General features: G+C 68.6%; 16 protein-coding genes. 14 read left to right on the top strand and 2 right to left on the bottom strand.

Translation table 11 applies throughout. From position 1 onward, the window contains the following. Positions 1-31: 31 nt before the first annotated feature. Positions 32-346 (bottom strand): AzlD family protein, encoded by a 315-nt coding sequence (locus AC5P7I_RS19955; RefSeq protein WP_014647378.1) that lies wholly within the window; start codon positions 344-346, stop codon positions 32-34. Next, positions 343-1074 carry an AzlC family ABC transporter permease gene (locus AC5P7I_RS19950; protein ID WP_049439472.1) on the bottom strand — a complete coding sequence of 244 codons (732 nt, stop codon included), beginning with the start codon at positions 1072-1074 and terminating at the stop codon, positions 343-345. The genes AC5P7I_RS19955 and AC5P7I_RS19950 overlap by 4 nt, the downstream gene beginning before the upstream one ends. Positions 1075-1201: 127 nt before the next feature. Between AC5P7I_RS19950 and AC5P7I_RS19945 the strand changes: the two genes are divergently transcribed. From AC5P7I_RS19945 to AC5P7I_RS19880, 14 genes are all read left to right on the top strand, one after another. Next, positions 1202-1666 carry an Lrp/AsnC family transcriptional regulator gene (locus AC5P7I_RS19945; RefSeq protein ID WP_111205433.1) on the top strand — a complete coding sequence of 155 codons (465 nt, stop codon included), beginning with the start codon at positions 1202-1204 and terminating at the stop codon, positions 1664-1666. Between the two features lie 527 nt (positions 1667-2193). Next, a complete protein-coding gene (locus tag AC5P7I_RS19940) occupies positions 2194-2874 on the top strand; it encodes a TonB-dependent receptor (RefSeq protein ID WP_164077140.1) in 681 nt (226 codons plus the stop codon). 16 nt (positions 2875-2890) lie between these two features. Beyond that, positions 2891-3421: an RNA polymerase sigma factor gene (locus AC5P7I_RS19935; protein ID WP_032961748.1), complete on the top strand. Its 531-nt coding sequence runs from the start codon at positions 2891-2893 to the stop codon at positions 3419-3421. A 69-nt stretch (positions 3422-3490) separates the two neighbouring features. Continuing rightward, complete coding sequence (locus AC5P7I_RS19930) at positions 3491-4471, top strand: FecR family protein (protein ID WP_111206989.1); 981 nt, start codon at positions 3491-3493, stop codon at positions 4469-4471. Between the two features lie 58 nt (positions 4472-4529). Continuing rightward, positions 4530-5081, top strand: coding sequence for a hypothetical protein (locus AC5P7I_RS19925; RefSeq protein ID WP_164077139.1), 552 nt, complete (start codon positions 4530-4532; stop codon positions 5079-5081). Positions 5082-5225: 144 nt separating this feature from the next. Continuing rightward, a complete protein-coding gene (locus tag AC5P7I_RS19920; RefSeq protein ID WP_239510484.1) occupies positions 5226-5783 on the top strand; it encodes a hypothetical protein in 558 nt (185 codons plus the stop codon). Between the two features lie 57 nt (positions 5784-5840). Next, the gene (gene gspG / locus AC5P7I_RS19915; RefSeq protein WP_014647371.1) at positions 5841-6278 is read left to right on the top strand and encodes a type II secretion system major pseudopilin GspG; all 438 of its coding nucleotides are present in this window, start codon (positions 5841-5843) and stop codon (positions 6276-6278) included. 9 nt (positions 6279-6287) lie between these two features. Continuing rightward, the gene (gspK, locus tag AC5P7I_RS19910) at positions 6288-7193 is read left to right on the top strand and encodes a type II secretion system minor pseudopilin GspK (protein WP_262088177.1); all 906 of its coding nucleotides are present in this window, start codon (positions 6288-6290) and stop codon (positions 7191-7193) included. Continuing rightward, entirely contained in the window at positions 7190-8353 is a 1164-nt protein-coding gene (gene gspL / locus AC5P7I_RS19905) for a type II secretion system protein GspL (protein WP_164077136.1), read from the top strand. The genes gspK and gspL overlap by 4 nt, the downstream gene beginning before the upstream one ends. Next, positions 8350-8877 (top strand): type II secretion system protein M, encoded by a 528-nt coding sequence (locus AC5P7I_RS19900; protein WP_014647368.1) that lies wholly within the window; start codon positions 8350-8352, stop codon positions 8875-8877. Before gspL ends, AC5P7I_RS19900 begins: the two co-directional genes overlap by 4 nt. Beyond that, positions 8874-11255: a type II secretion system secretin GspD gene (gene gspD / locus AC5P7I_RS19895; protein WP_164077135.1), complete on the top strand. Its 2382-nt coding sequence runs from the start codon at positions 8874-8876 to the stop codon at positions 11253-11255. Before AC5P7I_RS19900 ends, gspD begins: the two co-directional genes overlap by 4 nt. After that, on the top strand, positions 11252-12685 hold the full coding sequence (gspE, locus tag AC5P7I_RS19890; RefSeq protein ID WP_164077134.1) for a type II secretion system ATPase GspE: 1434 nt from the start codon (positions 11252-11254) through the stop codon (positions 12683-12685). The genes gspD and gspE overlap by 4 nt, the downstream gene beginning before the upstream one ends. Before the next feature lie 7 nt (positions 12686-12692). Further along, entirely contained in the window at positions 12693-13892 is a 1200-nt protein-coding gene (gene gspF / locus AC5P7I_RS19885; protein WP_049439488.1) for a type II secretion system inner membrane protein GspF, read from the top strand. 311 nt (positions 13893-14203) lie between these two features. Next, on the top strand, positions 14204-15379 hold the full coding sequence (locus AC5P7I_RS19880) for a substrate-binding domain-containing protein (protein WP_262088176.1): 1176 nt from the start codon (positions 14204-14206) through the stop codon (positions 15377-15379). Positions 15380-15410 lie beyond the last annotated feature (31 nt).

Raw genomic sequence — 15410 nt, 5'->3', positions numbered from 1 at the left:
CAGCGCCGGGCCTTTGCCCGGCGCACCGCAGTCAGCCCATCAGGTAGCGCAGCAGCCCGGCCGAGGCCACGCCGATCAGCACCGTCGGCAGCATCGACAGCCGCGTGGCGGCCAGCAGGGTGATCGCCAGCGCGGCCAGGTCGGCGGGCTTGTCGGCGACGAAATCCGGAGCGATCACCGAGATCAGCACGCAGCCCGGGGCGGCTTCCATCACCGTCACCGCGCGCTTGCCCAGCGTGCGGTTGCGCAGCGCGAGGAAGCCGACGATGCGGGTCAGGTAGGTGGCGGCGGCCATCAGCACGATGGTCAGCACCGAGGACCAGTGGATCAGGCCGTTGAAGATCATGCTGCGTCCTCCGCCAGCAGCCAGGCGGCGGCCAGGCCGGCCAATGCGCCGCTGGCCACGTACCACGCACCCGGGATCAGCAGATAGGTGGCGGCGGCCACGACCAGGCTGACCAGCCACGGGCGCGCGGCCTTCATGCCCTGCCACATGCCGCGCAGCAGCACCAGGAACACGGCGGGGAAGGCCATGTCGAAGCCGTAGGCGTGGATGTCGCCCAGCAGCGGCCCGACGATCGCACCCAGCGCGGTGCAGGCCACCCAGACGGTGTAGAGGCCCGCGGAGACGCCCAGGTAATAGGCCAGGCTGAAGCCGAGCGCACGGCGGCGCGCATCGGCCACGCCCATCGCCCAGCTTTCGTCACACATGAAGAACAACGCCGGCAGCACCCGGCGGCGCGGCAGGTGCTGCAGCAGTGGGGCCAGGCTGGCGCCCATCAGCAGATGGCGGCTGTTGACCAGTGCGGTGATCGCCACGATCAGTGCGATGTGCGGTGGCGAGGTCCACAGTTCGACGGCGGCGAACTCCGAGCCGCCAGCGAAGTTGAGGCCCGTCATCAGTGGTACTTCCAGTGCGCTCAGGCCCTTCTGCGCGGCCTGCGCGCCGAGCACCAGGGCGAAGGGAATGAAACCGATCATCACCGGCACGGCGGCGCGCAGGCCGCGCAGGAATTCGGCACGCGGCGCGGTATCGCAGGTGTCGGGCAGGGGGAGGGTGGTACGGGCGTCCATGGAACGGCACAACGAGGTGGGGGTGGCCCATGCTAGCGGTCCGATCGCGAAATCGGGTTGCGTTGATGCCACTGGATTCTGGATGATTGATATTTCATGCGGCCAAAAGTGACAAGGACGAAATCCCATGCAGTATCAGCTCGACAACCTCGATCGGCGTATCCTCGACGCCCTGCAGCGCGACGGCCGCCTGCAGAACCTGGAGCTTGCCCGGCTGGTCGGGCTGTCGCCGTCGGCCTGCCTGCGTCGGGTGCGGCTGCTGGAGGAAGGCGGCTACATCGACCGCTACGTGGCCTTGTTGAACGAGGCCAAGGTGGGCCGTGGCTTCACGGTATTCGTCCGCGTGTGGCTGCGCGGGCAGGACGAGGACACCACCAATCACTTCATCAACAGCATCAAGTCGTTCCCGGAAGTGCTTGAATGCCATCTGATGGCCGGTGACTGCGATTTCCTGCTGCGGGTGGCGGTGGCCGACCTTGATGCCTACCGGCAGTTCCAGATGCAGCACCTGAACCGGATCGCCGGCGTGCAGAACACCAAGACCGAGATTCCGATGCAGCGGATCAAGCAGACGACCCGGCTGCCGCTGTGAAGGGCGGGGGTTTCCGCCCGGGTGGCGCCCGGCACCCGCAGGTAGTGCCGGCCGCTGGCCGGCAACCCCAGAAGCAACAGCCGAAGCAACAGCGTGCATTCCGTTGGATGGCGGGGTGGGTCCGGTTGCAGGGGACGCCGTAAACCCTTCCATGGGGGCTTGGCCGCGGCATCCATGCCGCGGACACCCCTGCAACCAGACCCACCCCCGCCTTCGACAGTTCCCCGCAATCTGCCGGAACGGCATGAACTGCTCCTGGTGGGTGTCGACCTTGGTCGACACGTCTGGGCCGGCACGGGGTCGGATCCCGTTGCTGCGCAACGGGCTCTGACCCCAGGCGTGGATGAGGTGGTCTGTTCGATTTATTGATTCCTGATGGGTGACTGGCTTCACGTCGGCCGTAGGCGGCGGTCATCGCAATGACATGTGGCCCCGCTACGGTTTGAGCCCGCTTGCGGGTCGCGCGCGGGCCGGGGTTCCGGTCGTGGTGCGCGTCCACTGCAGCTGCTGTCGCTGCCGAGGGTCATGTGTTCTACGTCAGGGGGCTGAATGGACACCATGCGGTCAGAACTTGGAAGGTGGCCATCGTCGCGTGGCTGCTGCTGTCCTTTGCCGCTGCCGCACAGGACGGAGTTCATGCCTACGACATCCCTGCGCAGCCGCTGGAACAGGCGGTCGAGCGCTTCAGCGTCATCAGTGGGTGGTCGGTGATGTACCCGGGCGACCTGGCCGCGGGCCGCAGCAGCCATGCGCTGCGCGCCAGCCTGGAGCCGCTGCCTGCCTTGCAGGTGCTGTTGCAGGACTCCGGCATCGAGGTCGAGGTGATCGGCGCGCAGCGCGTGGTGCTGCGCCGGGGCACGTCCTCGGCCGCCGAACCCCGTGTTGGTGCCGAACTTCCCGAGGCCGAACGTCGGCGTCGCTATGGCGGGCTGCAGCAGCGGCTGCGTGCGGCGTTCTGTGACGACCCGGAGATCGCGCCCGGCCGCTACGCCGCGACGCTGCGCTTCCGCATCGACGGCGCGGGCCGGGTGAGCGAGCCCGAGCTGCTGTCCGGCAGTGGTAGTGCCCGCCGCGATGCACGCCTGCTGCAGGCGCTGCAGGGCCTGGTGCTGGCGACCGAGGCCGCCGCGCTGGCGCAGCCGGTGACCCTGCAGATCCGTCCTTCCGGCACCGACCACGACTGTGGCGGGCGCGCGCCCCTTCCATGACTTCAAGGATTCGAACATGAGCAACGGTACGGCTGGCGCAGTTGACCTGATGGACCACCTTCTGGGGGCCTACGACGAGCTGAAGCGCCGGTTGGTGCGCAAGCTGGGATCGGAGGAGCTGGCCGGTGACGCGCTGCAGGACACCTGGATGCGCCTGAGTGCGCGCCGTGACCGCCTGGACGCCGTGCAGAACCCTGCGGCCTACCTGCTGCGCATGGCGATGAATACCGTGATCGACCGCCAACGTGCCGACCATCGCCTGCTGAGCCTGGAAGAGGTGGAGACGCTGATGGACATGGCCGACCCGGCACCGGGGCCGGCGCAGGCGGCCGAACTGGACTTCGCGCTGGAGGACATGGTGGGCCTGCTGCAGCGCATGCCCGAGCGGCGTCGCCGCATCCTGCTGGCAATCCGCGTCGATGGCCTGCAGCAGCGTGACGTCGCCGATCACCTCGGCGTGTCGCTGCGGCTGGTGCAGCGTGAGCTGAAGGCGGCCCAGGACTACCTGGCCGAGCGCAGCGGGCAGGGGCGCCAGGTGCGGTTCTGAGCGGCGGCATCCGTCTACACTTTGACGCCGAGCAGAACCCCGCAGCGTGCGGGTGCGGCATGAGCCCCCATGGATCCTGACGATCACCCGCAACGCCCGCTGGATGCCGTCGAGCGCCAGGCGCACGCGTGGGTGGTGCGGCTGACCTCGGGCGAGGCTACCGCGGCCGACGGGCGCAGCTTCCGCGCGTGGTGCGAGGCTGATCCCCGTCATCGCGAAGCATTCGGCCGTGCGCGCCGGCAATGGGAGCAGGTACGCCTGGCCGGCGAGCAGCTGCCTGCCGCCGCACGCCAACCGGTCGCGCCGACGCCGACCCAGCGCTGGAGCCGGCGTGCCTTCCTGGGCGCCGCGATTGCCGCCCCGGCCAGCCTGGCAGTGGTGGCGGCGATCCGTCCGCCGCTGGGGCTGTGGCCCTCGGTGACGGCGATGACGGCCGACTTCCACACCGGTACCGGTGAACGGCTGCAGATCGCACCTTCGCCACAGCTGAAGATCGAGCTGGATACGCAGAGCAGCCTGCGCCGCCGTGCGGACACGGAGGGCGAAGGCTTCGAGCTGGTGCAGGGCCAGGCCGCGATCGAGACCCGGGCCGGTCTGCGCCTGGCCCTGTTCGCAGGGGCGGGCTGCGTGATTGCCGATGAAGGGGCGGTGCGCCTGGACGTGCGCAACACCCACGGCCAGGTACGGGTGACCTGCCTGCAGGGCAGCGCCCGGATCGAGCACCCGCAGGGCCGCCTGCAGCTGCAGGCGGGCCAGCAGACCCGGTACGACGAGCGCCTCAGTGGCGTGGTGGCCGAAGCCGTGGCCTCGGAAGTGAGTGCCTGGACCGAAGGCATGCTGGTGTTCCGCCGGGCGCCGCTGCGCGAGGTGGTGGAGGAGATCAACCGCTACCGCCGCGGCAAGGTGCTGCTGGGTGAATCGGCATTGGCGCGCGCCCCGGTCAGCGGCCGCTTCCGCATCGATGATCCGGATGCGGCGCTGGAGCAGCTGCGACTGACGATGTCGCTGGATCTGCGTCGCTTTCCAGGTGGCATTGCCGTCCTTGGTTAGGTGAAGACGCTGGCCGTGCGCGCCGCGCAGGGCTGTTGCAAGCAAGGAGACGCCAAGGATGCGCAACGAGACCATCGGTGTGCTGGATCTGCGCCGCAATCTGTCGGCGTTGCTGGAAACCACCCAGCGACGGCCGTTGATGGTGCACCGCTACGGCTCGCCATGGGTATGCGTGGTATCGGACGCACAGTGGCAGCAACAGGCCGTGCTGCTGGACTTCGATCCGCAGTCGCACCCGCTGGCGATGCTGTTGCGCCTGCAGCAGCAGGTGCTGCCGCTGGCTGAAACCGGTGTGTTGCCGCCTGCGGCGCTGGCACGCGCGCTGCTGCTGATGGACATGCATGGCATCAGGGATCTCGCGCAGCTGCACGAGCAGGTGCTGCACCACCGGCTGTGGCACTGGTTCGTGGCGGGCACCCGCGGGGTGATGGACGGCTGGCAGCTGCCGGCGGTGCGCATTGCGATGGCGTCGTGGGGCGATGACGTGGACATGACAGACGCGCTGATCGCGTTCGCCGCGCGCAGCGACGTTGCGGTACTGGCCCGCCGCTGCGGGGGTGACGCACCGCGCCTGCAGCGCGAAGCCTGCAGGCGGATGACGCTGCGATGACGTTGCCGATGAAGCACCACCCAGCGCACAGAGCGGCATTCGCGCTGTCGCTTCACCTGCCTTGCTGACGTCTTTTCCAGAGTACGACGCACCACGCGTCGCGGAGCACGGGCGACGCAGATGGCAGACAGTCGCAGGATCAGCATGCTGGAGCTGGATCGCCACCTGAGCCGGTCGCTGGAGCAGGCGCGGCACACGCCCTTGAATGTGCAACGCTACGGGCACTCGTGGGTCTGGGTGCTGTCCAGTGATGCCTGGGCCGATGCCGCGCGCTGGGCGGCACTGGACAGCAGCGCGCATCCATTGGCGGCGCTGCGGCGCGCCCTTGATCTGCAGCTGCGGCCGTGGTCCGAAGCAGCCATGAACGCGCTGCCGCTTGACGCAGGCGATGTGCGGCTGCTGCAGCGTGCGGCCCTGCTGGTGGTCGTGCGTGACCTCAACAGTGCGCAGCGCGTGTACGACGATCTGCGCTATCACCAGGCCTACCGCACGTTCATCGGCCTCGACCATGGCACCGCGTGGTCGCCGATGCAGTGCGTGCGCCTGTTGCAGGCGTGCGCGCTTCCGCTGCTGCGCGGCTGCATCGACGAAACGCTGGCCAGTGTGCCGCCACACCTGCTCGAGGCGGCACGCGGGCCGGCTGCGCCGGCGCCCGCCCAGGCACATGCGCAGCGAATTGCCGGCGGATGTTTATCGTACTGACACATGCACCGCTGACCATGGCGCAGCGGTCTCTTCCAGGATGACGAGGGCGGAACAATGGCAAGGCAGGTGGGTGGTCGCAGGGCTCGGCAGCAGGGTTTCAGCCTGATCGAGATCATGGTGGTGGTGGTGATCATCGGCATTCTCGCGGCATTGATCGTGCCGCGCTTGATGGACCGTCCCGACCAGGCGCGCGTGGTGGCGGCGCGCCAGGACATCGCGGCGCTGATGCAGGCGCTGAAGTTGTTCAAGCTGGACAATGGTCGCTATCCCAGCGCCGAGCAGGGCCTGCAGGCGCTGGTGAAGCCGCCGCAGGGCAGTGGCGCGATGCCGGTCACGCCCTATCTGGATCGCCTGCCGAACGACCCGTGGGGCCATCCGTACCAATATCAGGTGCCTGGCACACATGGCGACATCGATGTGTTCTCGCTGGGTGCGGACAGCAAGCCCGGTGGCGACGCCGGGAACGCGGACATCGGCTCGTGGCAGCTGTGAGGCAGGCCGATGTCAGCCCGGATGCGGTCTGTTTCGAGTGTCCGTCAACGTGGCATGGCGGTGATCGTCGCCCTGCTGGTGGTGGCACTGGTGGCAGTGATTGCCACTGCACTGCTCACCCGGCAGTCGGCCCAGCTGCGCGCGCTGCGTGGTGACCAGCTGCGCGCACAGGTACGCATGGCCGTGGACGCAACGCTGGAACGTGCGGCGCAGCAGCTGCGTGAGGACGCAAAGGAACAGCTGACCACGGTGCGCAGCGGGCGCTGGGTGCGCCCATTGGAGCTGCAGGCGCCGTTGCCGGTGCAGCTGCAGCTGGTCGATGCGCAGTCGATGTTCAACCTGCGCAATCTGCTTGCGCATGGCAGGCCGGACCCCGAGGCGCGGCGCGCGTTCATCGCGTTGTGTGCCGGGCAGGGGCTGGGCCAGGGCGCCTGCACATCCGCCGCGGACCACATCCAGGCGCGCCTGCGCGATGGCGACATGCAGGCGCAGGCGCCGCTGCCGCGCGAATCACTGATCGAACAGGCGCTGCCGGGTGCCGATCCGGTGGCGTTGCAGGCGCTGGCGCGACGCACCGTGGTGTTGCCGGCACAGACCCTGGTCAATGCCAACACCAGCGACCTGCGCGTTCTGCAGGCGGTGACGCCTGCGGTCGAGCCGGCACGGCTGCAGGCGCTGCTCGGTGAGCGCGACGCTGGCCATTGGCTGCTCAATCGCGGCGACATCGCCAACCGACTCCAACTGAGCAACGAACAGATGGCGGTACTTCCCTTGGGTATCCATAGCGAGTGGTTCCTGGCTGTCGGCCGGGTGCAGGCTGACGGCAGCGCGGTTGATTTCCGCGCGCTGCTCTGGCGCGAGTACCGCGACGATGGCGTGCGTGTGCAACGCGTGTGGACGAGGATCGGCGCATGAACGGGCAGCTTCGGGTGCGCCTGCCGACGCTTGAGGGTCTGCACGCCGACAGCGCGGTGGACTGGGCGCAGCTGCACAAGGGCGAGGTGCTGGCCCACGGTTGCGCCACGCTGGCGGCGCTGGGTCTGCGGCATCCGCGGGCTGCGGTGCATGCCTGCCTCGATCCGGGCGACCTGATCCTGCTGGAACTGCAGCTGCCACCGTTGTCCGGGCGCCGCCTGCAGTTGGCGTTGCAGGGTGAGGTGGAGGCGATGTTGCTGGATGACCTGCAGGACGTCGCGCTGGCCCACGGTGCGCAGGCGGCTGACGGTACGGTTCCGGTGGCCTGGCTCGGCCAGCAGGCGGTCCTGCAGGCGCAGCAGTTGCTGGCTTCGTGCGGACTGCAGCTGCAGGCACTCCATCCGACGCCCCTGCTGCTGCCCTGGCAGGACGGACAGGCCACCCTGCAGGTCAGCGGCGAGCACCTGCTGGTGCGAAGCGGGCGCGATCGGGGGTTCGTCCAGTGGCATGGCGGACGTGATGCGTGTGCAGTCATGCAGGCGCTGGGCGTGCGCCTGCGACAGGCCGGCGTGCAGGCCGTGCAATGGATCGGCAGCGTACCGCCGGCGTGGCCGGACAGCCTGCCGGCCACCGCCGTCATGAAGGAACGGCAGGCATGTGGCCCTCTGCCGGGGTGGTCACTGCCGCTGCCCGGTGCGGGTCGGCAAGCGCCACGCCTGGCAATCGGCCTCGCGTTGGCGGCAGTGCTGCTGGCCGCGCTCGGCCTGCAGCTGCAGGTCTGGCGTTGGCGGATCGAGGGCGAGGCGCTGCAACAGGACATGGCGCGGCAGTTCAGCGCACGCTTCCCGGAGATCACCGATGTGGTGGATCCGGTGCTGCAGGCAAGGCGTGCTCTGGCGGTGCCGCCACCAGCGCCACCGTTGCCGCCGTTGCAACGGCAGGTAGCCAGCACGCTGCTGGCGGTTCCGGAACTGGCCGGGCAGGTGCGCAGCCTGCATTACCAGCCCGGCCAGCTCGACATGGAGCTGGATGCCGATGCCCAGGCATTGGCCGACGATCCGCAGCGGCTTGAGCACTGGCAGCAGGCGCTGCAGGTGCAGGGCCTGCTGCTGGCGCGCGACGCCGGTGGGCGCCTGCGGGTGAGCGGAGCGGGACAGTGACGGCCCGCACCCTGCGGCTGGGCGGGGGGCTGGCCGGCCTGCAGCAGCGCTGGCAACGCCTGCCACCGCGCGACCGGCGGATGCTGTGGGTGATGGTGGTGGCGCTGCTGGTGGCGGGCCTGTGGTCGTTGTGGCTGGAGCCACTGCTGAAGCAGCGCACGCACTGGCAGGCCGAGCTACCGCGGCTGCAGGCGCAGTCGCGCGCACTGGCACCGCTGCTGCGCGTCCGTGAGCGCCAGCAGCTGGCGCAGGGCCAGCATCCGACACTTCCTGGGCTGCGCGATGGAATCAAGACCGCCGGCCTTGCCGACGGCCTGCATATCGAAGCGCGTGACGGGCGCTGGCACCTGCAGGTGCAGGCGGTGCCCGCCGATGCGCTATGGAACTGGCTGCTGCCGCTGCTGGCCGACCCGGCCATCGAGCTGCAGCAGCTGCAACTGACACGCACAGGGGACGCGAACATGCCGGCGGCACGGATTTCCGGAAACATCGTGATGGTGGCCACTGCGGGTGCCCATCCATGAGGGCGATGTGCAGCCTTGCCTGCAGTACTGCATTGGCCCTGATCGTGGGCATGGCCCACGTGCCGGCGCCGGTGGCAGCGCAGGACACACGCGATGAGCCGGTGCAGCTGAACCTGGTGGATACCGATATCGGTGGCGTGCTGCGGATGGCGGCACGGTTCACCGGCCGCCAGTTCCTGGTCGACCCACGGGTGACCGGCAAGATGACGGTGGTCTCCGATGGCCCGGTCAGCCGTACCCAGGCCTATCAGCTGCTGCTGGGCGCGCTGCGCATGCGCGGCTTCGCCGTGGTCGAGAATGGCGGCGTCAGCCGGGTGGTGCCGCAGGCCGACGCCAAGCTGCTCGGTGGCCGGGTGGGCAGTGGCGGTGCAGGAGGCGAGGTCGCCACGCGCACCTTTCCGCTGCGCTACGAGAACGCCGCCGCGCTGGTGGCGGTGCTGCGGCCGATGATCAGCCCGGACAATCCGATCACGGCGAACCCGGGCAACAACACTCTGGTGATCACCGACTATGCCGACAACCTGGAGCGCATCGCGCGGGTGATCGCCAGCGTCGACACGCCGGCCGGCATGGACACTGATGTGGTGAAGCTGCAGCAGGGCATCGCCGTAGACGTCGCGGCGATGGTCGCGCCGCTGCTGGATGCGCAGGGCGCAGAGCCCAGCCAGAAGGTGGTGGTGATGGCCGACCCCCGCAGCAACAGCGTGCTGCTGCGTTCCAGCAGTCCCGGGCGCACCCGTCTGGCCCGGCAGCTGGTGGAGAAGCTGGACCGCGCGCAGGACGAGTCCGGCAACCTGCATGTGGTCTACCTGCGCAATGCCCAGGCCAATCAGCTCGCCGGCGTGCTGCGCGGCGTGGTTGCGGGGCAGAGCGATGCGCCGGCAGTGGGCAGCAATGAAGGCATCACGCCACTGCCTGGCGATGCAAGCCGTTCCGCACCGGCGCAGCCGTCGCAGCCACAACAGGCCAGGACCGGCAGCAATGCGCTGGAATCGCAGCGGCTGGATCCGAACCGCCGCGACCCGATCGACGCCGGGAGCACCGGCTTCAGCCAGAACGGCATTTCGGTGCAGGCGGACGTGGCCACCAACACGCTGTTGATCTCGGCGCCGGAACCGGTGTACCGCAACCTGCGCCGGGTGATCGACCAGCTTGACCAGCGCCGTGCACAGGTGCTGGTGGAAAGCCTGATCGTGGAGGTCAACCAGACCGACGCGGCCGAACTGGGCGTGCAGTGGATGCTGGGCAATGGCCGCACCTTCGGCGGCACCCACTTCGGCGGCACCAGCGGTGGCAGCGGGCTGAACACCACCGCGCGCACCACTCTGGACGTGCTGCCCAAGGATGGCCTGAAGATCGGGGTGATCGACGGCACCATCAACCTGCCCGGCGTCGGCCAGATCCTCAACATGAAGGCGCTGGCCAACGCGCTGCAGAGCAAGGGCGGTGCCAACATCCTGTCCACGCCGAACCTGATGACGCTGGACAACGAGGCGGCCAGCATCATGGTCGGGCAGACCGTGCCGTTTGTGAGCGGCCGCTACGTGACCGACGGTGGCGGCGGCAGCAACAATCCATTCCAGACCATCGTGCGCGAGGACGTGGGCCTGAAGCTGCGGGTACGCCCGCAGATTTCCGAGGGCGGCACGGTGAAGCTGGACATCTACCAGGAAGTCAGCAGCATCGATGCGCAGAGCGCGAACAGCACGGCCGGCATCATCACCAACAAGCGCGCACTGGATACCAGCGTGCTGCTGGACGATGGCCAGATCATGGTGCTGGGTGGCCTGCTGGAAGACAGCGTCAGCCATGGCCGTGACGCGGTGCCGGGGTTGGGGAAGATTCCGGTGCTGGGTGCCTTGTTCCGCAGCGACACGCGCAGGCGCGCCAAGACCAACCTGATGGTGTTCCTGCGTCCGCACGTGGTGCGTGACCCGGCCGCCGGCCAGCGCCTGACCCGCGACCGCTATGACTACATGCGCAACGCGCAGGCTGGCGCGCAACCGGTGCAGAGCTGGGCATTGCCGGCGCTGTCGGCACCGCAGCTGCCGCCGCAGGACCTTTCTGTACTCGGCCAGGGCAATGCGCGCGATGGCCAGGGCCAGCCGCTGCAGAACACCAGCCTGGCAGTGTTGTATCCGGCCGGTGACGGCGATGCGCAGCTGGTGCAGTTCGCACAGGGGCTGGACCCGACCGGTGCCCGCCAGGGCGTGGCGCAGGTGCGGGCGCTGGGCCTGCAGGCCTATGCCGAGGCGACGCCGGGCGAGAGTGGCCAGCGCCTGCGGGTGCGGCTGCCGCGCGACCCGGCGACGCTGGACCCGGCACTGCAGCAACTGCGCGGGCTGGGCTACACGCCGGAACTGGTGATCGGACCGTGAGCGCCGCCGCGTCACTGCCGTACGCCTGGGTGCGCAGCCATGGGGTGATGCTGTCCGAGGTTGGCGGTGAGCCTGTGCTGCTGGGTACCGTCGATACCGCAGCGTGGGCTGTGGCCGAACTGCGCCGCCGGCATGGACCGTTGCCCTTCCAGGCACTGGATGCCGCGATGTGGCAGCAGCGGTTGGCTGAGCAGTACCGTGACGGCGGCGACGCCGCTGCCGTGGTCGGTGCCGCCGAGAGCGAAGTCGATCTGGACCGGCTGATGCAGGACATGCCGGAAGTCACCGATCTGCTGGACGCGCAGGATGATGCGCCGGTGATCCGCATGATCAACGCGCTGCTGGCGCAGGCCGCACGCGATGGCGCCAGCGATCTGCACATCGAGCCGTTCGAGACCCATTCGGTGGTGCGCTACCGGGTGGACGGCACGCTGCGCGACATGGTGCAGCCACGGCGCGCACTGCACGCAGCGCTGGTATCGCGCATCAAGATCATGGCCCACCTGGACATCGCCGAGAAGCGCCTGCCGCAGGACGGGCGCATCGCGATCCGCGTGGGTGGGCGTCCGCTGGATATCCGAGTCTCCACGGTGCCGACCGGGCATGGCGAGCGCGCCGTGCTGCGACTGCTGGAGAAGGATGCCGGCCGTCTGCAGCTGCAGCGCCTTGGCATGGCCGATGACACCCTGGCCACGTTCAGCGGATTGATCCGGCAGCCGCATGGCATCGTGCTGGTCACCGGCCCGACCGGTAGTGGCAAGACCACCTCGCTGTACGCCGCGTTGGGCCAGCTCGACAGCAGCACCAGCAACATCCTCACCGTGGAGGACCCGGTGGAGTACGACTTCGCCGGCATCGGCCAGATCCAGGTGAACGCGCGCATCGGCATGAGCTTCGGCACCGCGCTGCGCGCGATCCTGCGCCAGGACCCGGACACCATCATGATCGGCGAGATCCGCGACCTGGAGACCGCACAGATTGCGGTGCAGTCGTCGCTGACCGGACATGGCGTGCTGGCGTCCCTGCATACCAACGACGCGATCTCGGCAGTGACGCGCCTGGCCGACATGGGGGTGGAACCGTTCCTGCTGGCCTCGTCGCTGCGCGGTGTGCTGGCGCAGCGGCTGGTGCGGCGGCTGTGCACCCAATGCCGGCGTGCCGAGGTGGATGGGGACGGCCGTACCGTATGGCGCGCGTTGGGTTGCGCGGCTTGTGCCAACAGCGGCTACCGGGGGCGTACCGGCATCCACGAGTTGTTCGTGGTGGACGATCGCGTGCGTACGCTGATCCATGAGGGGCAGGGTGAACCTGCACTGCGCGAGGCGGCGCGGCGTGCCGGCATGCGGACCTTGCGTCAGGACGGCCAGCGTTGGGTCGACAGCGGGGTGACCACGCTGGAAGAGATCCTGCGCGTCACCGGCGACGACTGAGGCTTGCATGGCGCTGTTCGACTACCAGGCCGCCAACGCGCAGGGCCGCATCGAGAAGGGCCAGCTGGACGCTGACAGCCCGCGCGGTGCGCGGCAGTTGCTGCGCGGTCGTGGGCTGACACCCGTGCAGGTCAGCGTGGCGCGCAGTGCCGGCAGTGGCTGGGCTGCCCGGCGGCTGTCTGCCAGCGAGCTGGCCTGGGCCACGCGCCAGCTGGCCAGCCTGCTGGCCGCCAGCCTGCCGTTGGAAGGCGCCTTGAGTGCGGTGATCGAGCAGGCCGAACGCCCGCACGTGGCCCAGGCGCTCACCGCAGTACGCGCCGACGTGCGTGCCGGCCAGCGCCTGACCGTGGCGCTGGCAGCGCGGCCGCGCGATTTCCCGCCGATCTATCGGGCGCTGGTGGGTGCAGGTGAGGATTCCGGCGATCTGGCACGGGTGATGGAGCGCCTGGCCGACTACATCGAAGAGCGCAATGCGCTGCAGGCCAAGGTACTGACCGCCTTCATCTACCCGGCGGCGATCAGCCTGGTATCAGTGGCGATCGTGATCTTCCTGCTCAGCTACGTGGTGCCGCAGGTGGTGACCGCGTTCGTTCAGGCACGGCAGACGCTGCCGATGCTGACCCAGGTGATGCTGGCCGCCAGCGCGTTCGTGCGCAGCTGGGGCGTGTGGGCAGGGCTGGGCATCGCTGCGCTGGTGGTGGCCTGGCGGCTGGCGTTGCGGCGGCCGGAACTGCGCCTGCGCTGGGACGCGATGCTGCTGCGGGTCCCGATGGTCGGGCGCTTCGTGCTGGGTGTGAACAGTGCGCGCTTTGCCTCGACGCTGGCGATCCTGCTGGACGCCGGTGTCCCGCTGCTGCGTGCGCTTGAAGCGGCGCGGCAGACGCTTGGCAATGCGTTGCTGGCGCGCTGTGCCGATGATGTGGCTGCTCGCGTACGCGAAGGTGCGGCACTGGGTGCTGCGTTGAAGGTACAGAAGGTCTATCCGCCGATCCTGGTGCATCTGGTGGCCAGCGGCGAGAAGACCGGTTCGCTGGCGCCACTGCTCGAACGCGCCGCGCAGACGATCTCGCGCGAGATCGAGCGTCGCGCGATGGCGCTGACCGCACTGCTGGAACCGACCATGATCCTGGTGATGGGCGGCGTGGTGTTGACGATCGTGCTGGCGGTGCTGATGCCGATCATGGAAATGAACCAGCTGGTGCAGTGATGCGCAACGCGCATCACGGGTGGAGTCGACTGTCAGTCGACTGCTTCCCAAGCACACTTCGACAGGACCAGCGCTCCGTGCACCAGTCGACGAACAGTCGACTCTACCCGGTCGCCGTCTTCGATTCTCCACACAATCCTCCACACCTTTTTCCGATCTTCCACAGGTTTCTTAAGCGGCCTGTCATCGGCGCGGACCAGCATGGACACGTCGCCGCAGAGTGGGCTGGGAGGCCCTCGGCGGCAGCAGGCGTGTAGTGACCGTTCCTCCCTTGGTGTTTCCCTTCGCAGTAAACCCTTCAGGAGAAGATCATGAACAAGTGCAACACCCTGGCCGCGCTGGTTGCCACCGCGCTGCTCGCTACCGTGGGCGCCGCCTCGGCGCAGACCGTGACCGGCGGCGGTGCCTCGTTGCCGGCCGACCTCTACAAGGGTTCGTCCGACAGCATCCTGCCGGCGAACTTCAGCTACGCCGTGACCGGTTCGGGCACCGGCAAGAAGGCCTTCCTGGAAAACAACTCGCTGCTGTTCTCGACCACCGGCACCGTGCACTTCGCCGGCAGCGATTCGGTACTGAGCGGCACCGAGCTGAACACCTACACCACCAACTTCAACCAGCCGACCAATGCCAACCGCTACGGCGCGCTGATCCAGGTGCCGTCGGTGGCCACCTCGGTCACCATCCCGTTCAACAAGGCCGGTTCGGCGGTGAACCTGAGCGTGGCGCAGATCTGCGGCGTGTTCTCGGGCGCGATCAGCGACTGGTCGACCATCGATGCCAACCGCAGCGGCCCGATCCAGGTGGTGTATCGCGCGGAAAGCAGCGGCACCAGCGAAATGTTCAGCCGCTTCCTGACCGCGGCCTGTGCCGCTGAGAATGCTGACACCTCGAAGCTGGTGGGCGGCAAGTTCGCCATCAAGTCGACCTTCGCCGACCTGTACAAGCGCGATGCCAACGGCAACCTGCCGGCGTTCCTGGTGGCCGCCCCGGCCACCGGCGGCACCTCGCTGTACAACACTGTCTACGCGGCTGAAGGCCGCATCGGCTACGTTGGCCCGGACGTGATCCCGAACCTGACCGATGCGACCAAGGTCGCCAAGGTCAAGGGCTTCTCGCCGGACCAGGTGAGCGTGCAGGCCACCCTGGACACCGTCGCTCCGCCGACCGGCACCGATGCAGAGAACCCCGCCAACTGGGTGCCGGTGTTCGGCAACCCGTCGGCCGGCTATCCGATCGCCGGCTACACCAACCTGGTGATCGGCCAGTGCTACAAGGATTCGAGCGTCGCCACCAGCCTGCGCGGCTTCCTGGCGCGCCACTATCCGGCGACCTACACCGTCGCGTATGAGAAGTCGATCACCGACCACGGCTTCATCCCGCTGACCAAGGCCTGGCGCGATGCGATCCGCAACCGTTTCGTGCTGGCCAGCAGCACTGCCGGCCTGAACAACCCCAGCACCTGCGCCGGCATCGGCCGTCCGCTGTAATCCGCAGCACGGGTTGAATCCTGCTTGACCC

Source organism: Stenotrophomonas sp. YJH_SMC_138 (assembly GCF_059369855.1).
The sequence above is the reverse complement of the archived record's forward strand: the minus strand, read 5'-3'. Positions and strand labels throughout refer to the sequence as shown.